Raw genomic sequence first — 1,298 nt, 5'->3', positions numbered from 1 at the left:
GATCAAGGATGCTGTCACCGAAACCCTCGCACGAACGGAAGACCGTAGCTTAGGCGCATCTTCGAATGTGTCGAACACCGGAGCCGGGGTGGTGTCGCGGCTGGGCACATCGCGGACCTCCACAAACGAAGTTGTACGTCGCGCAGTCGTCCAGAGCACCTTCCGTGACCTTTGGCGACGCGACACCGGGGTTCTTCTTCACGACACCTCAGGGGTCAAACGCAAATATCGTAAAACGCTGCACTCGTACGAGAATCTTGAGGATGCCCTGCCTCGCCTGAAAAAAGTGAAACTCGCCGCCCCCCTAATCGACATCACCCGCGGCGACATTGTGGAGATGGAAGTAAAGATTGAGGCCGATCAATTTTTTAAGATGATTACGGTCGGGACGACATTCCTCGATATTCTCGACGGGCGGGAGCATCTCTTTGGTGTCTCAACTTCGGACCTCCGCCAAGTCGCACCCATGATCGAAGTGCTTAAGGAGCTCCTCGTCGGACTCGTTCCCTTACGTGGAGTTTCCTCGAGTCACTGCGTTATCGAGGTGGCTGGTGAGCAGGTTGTAATTGCGACCGAGATTCTCGGCGAGGAAGTGCAAGCGGGTGCAAGGCCAATCGAGCTGGTTGGGTTCGCCGAAGCAGACTCATTTTGGCGCGACCTCCGTCGGACCCTGTTCTCCGGATCCGACTACACCGTGTACGCCCGGGCCGAAGGTCCAGTTCTCACGGCACCGTGGTCTCCGATCAAGGTCGCAGACCTCCTCGAATCACTATCGCCTGAACTCCGTGACGAGGTTGTGCTCCCGTTGCAACAATTCGATCTCCGACGCGAACCGACAGCGATGCCACCCGACGCAGCGGCTACAGCTCAGTTCCAGTTGGCAAACTTTGCTGCTCAATTCCAAGCTGCTTCGGAAGCTAACCCCGACTCTGCATTGGTCAAGAAGGCCGTAGAAGCAGCTATCCCGGTTCTCGCTTCGGCGACTACGACTGAAGAGAGACGCCGTGCCTTCGATCCAGTCGCACAGGCCGTTTCTGGCGGGCACGTTAACCGCGAGCTGCTGCTGGATATAAGATCCGAGTGGATCGATCGGCAGCCGACGGCCGGCCAAAAGTCCATGTCGACTTCGTTTCAACCAATGCAGCCGACCGCATCAGCAGTGGAACTTGAAGTAGGATTCGTTGCGCTCTACTGGTGAGCTGCGCGGCATTGCAGACGCATCTTGAACCGCCCCAGGTTTCCCGCCGCCTCCTTTTGAGTCGAGGAGGATGGCTGTATGCCGAAGAAGATCGATCCCG

The 1,298-nt window shown here is 57.4% G+C and carries 1 protein-coding gene; it reads left to right on the top strand.

Features of this window, described 5'->3' with window-relative positions; translation table 11 throughout:
- On the top strand, window positions 1-1,198 hold a 1,198-nt coding region (locus tag K3888_RS17490), incomplete at its 5' end, for a DUF6414 family protein (protein ID WP_230931555.1).
- Window positions 1,199-1,298: the final 100 nt, after the last annotated feature.

The sequence above is a fragment of the Dietzia aurantiaca genome (assembly GCF_021033825.1).
GTDB lineage: Bacteria > Actinomycetota > Actinomycetes > Mycobacteriales > Mycobacteriaceae > Dietzia > Dietzia aurantiaca.
This window is presented reverse-complemented; position numbering and strand designations above follow the sequence as displayed.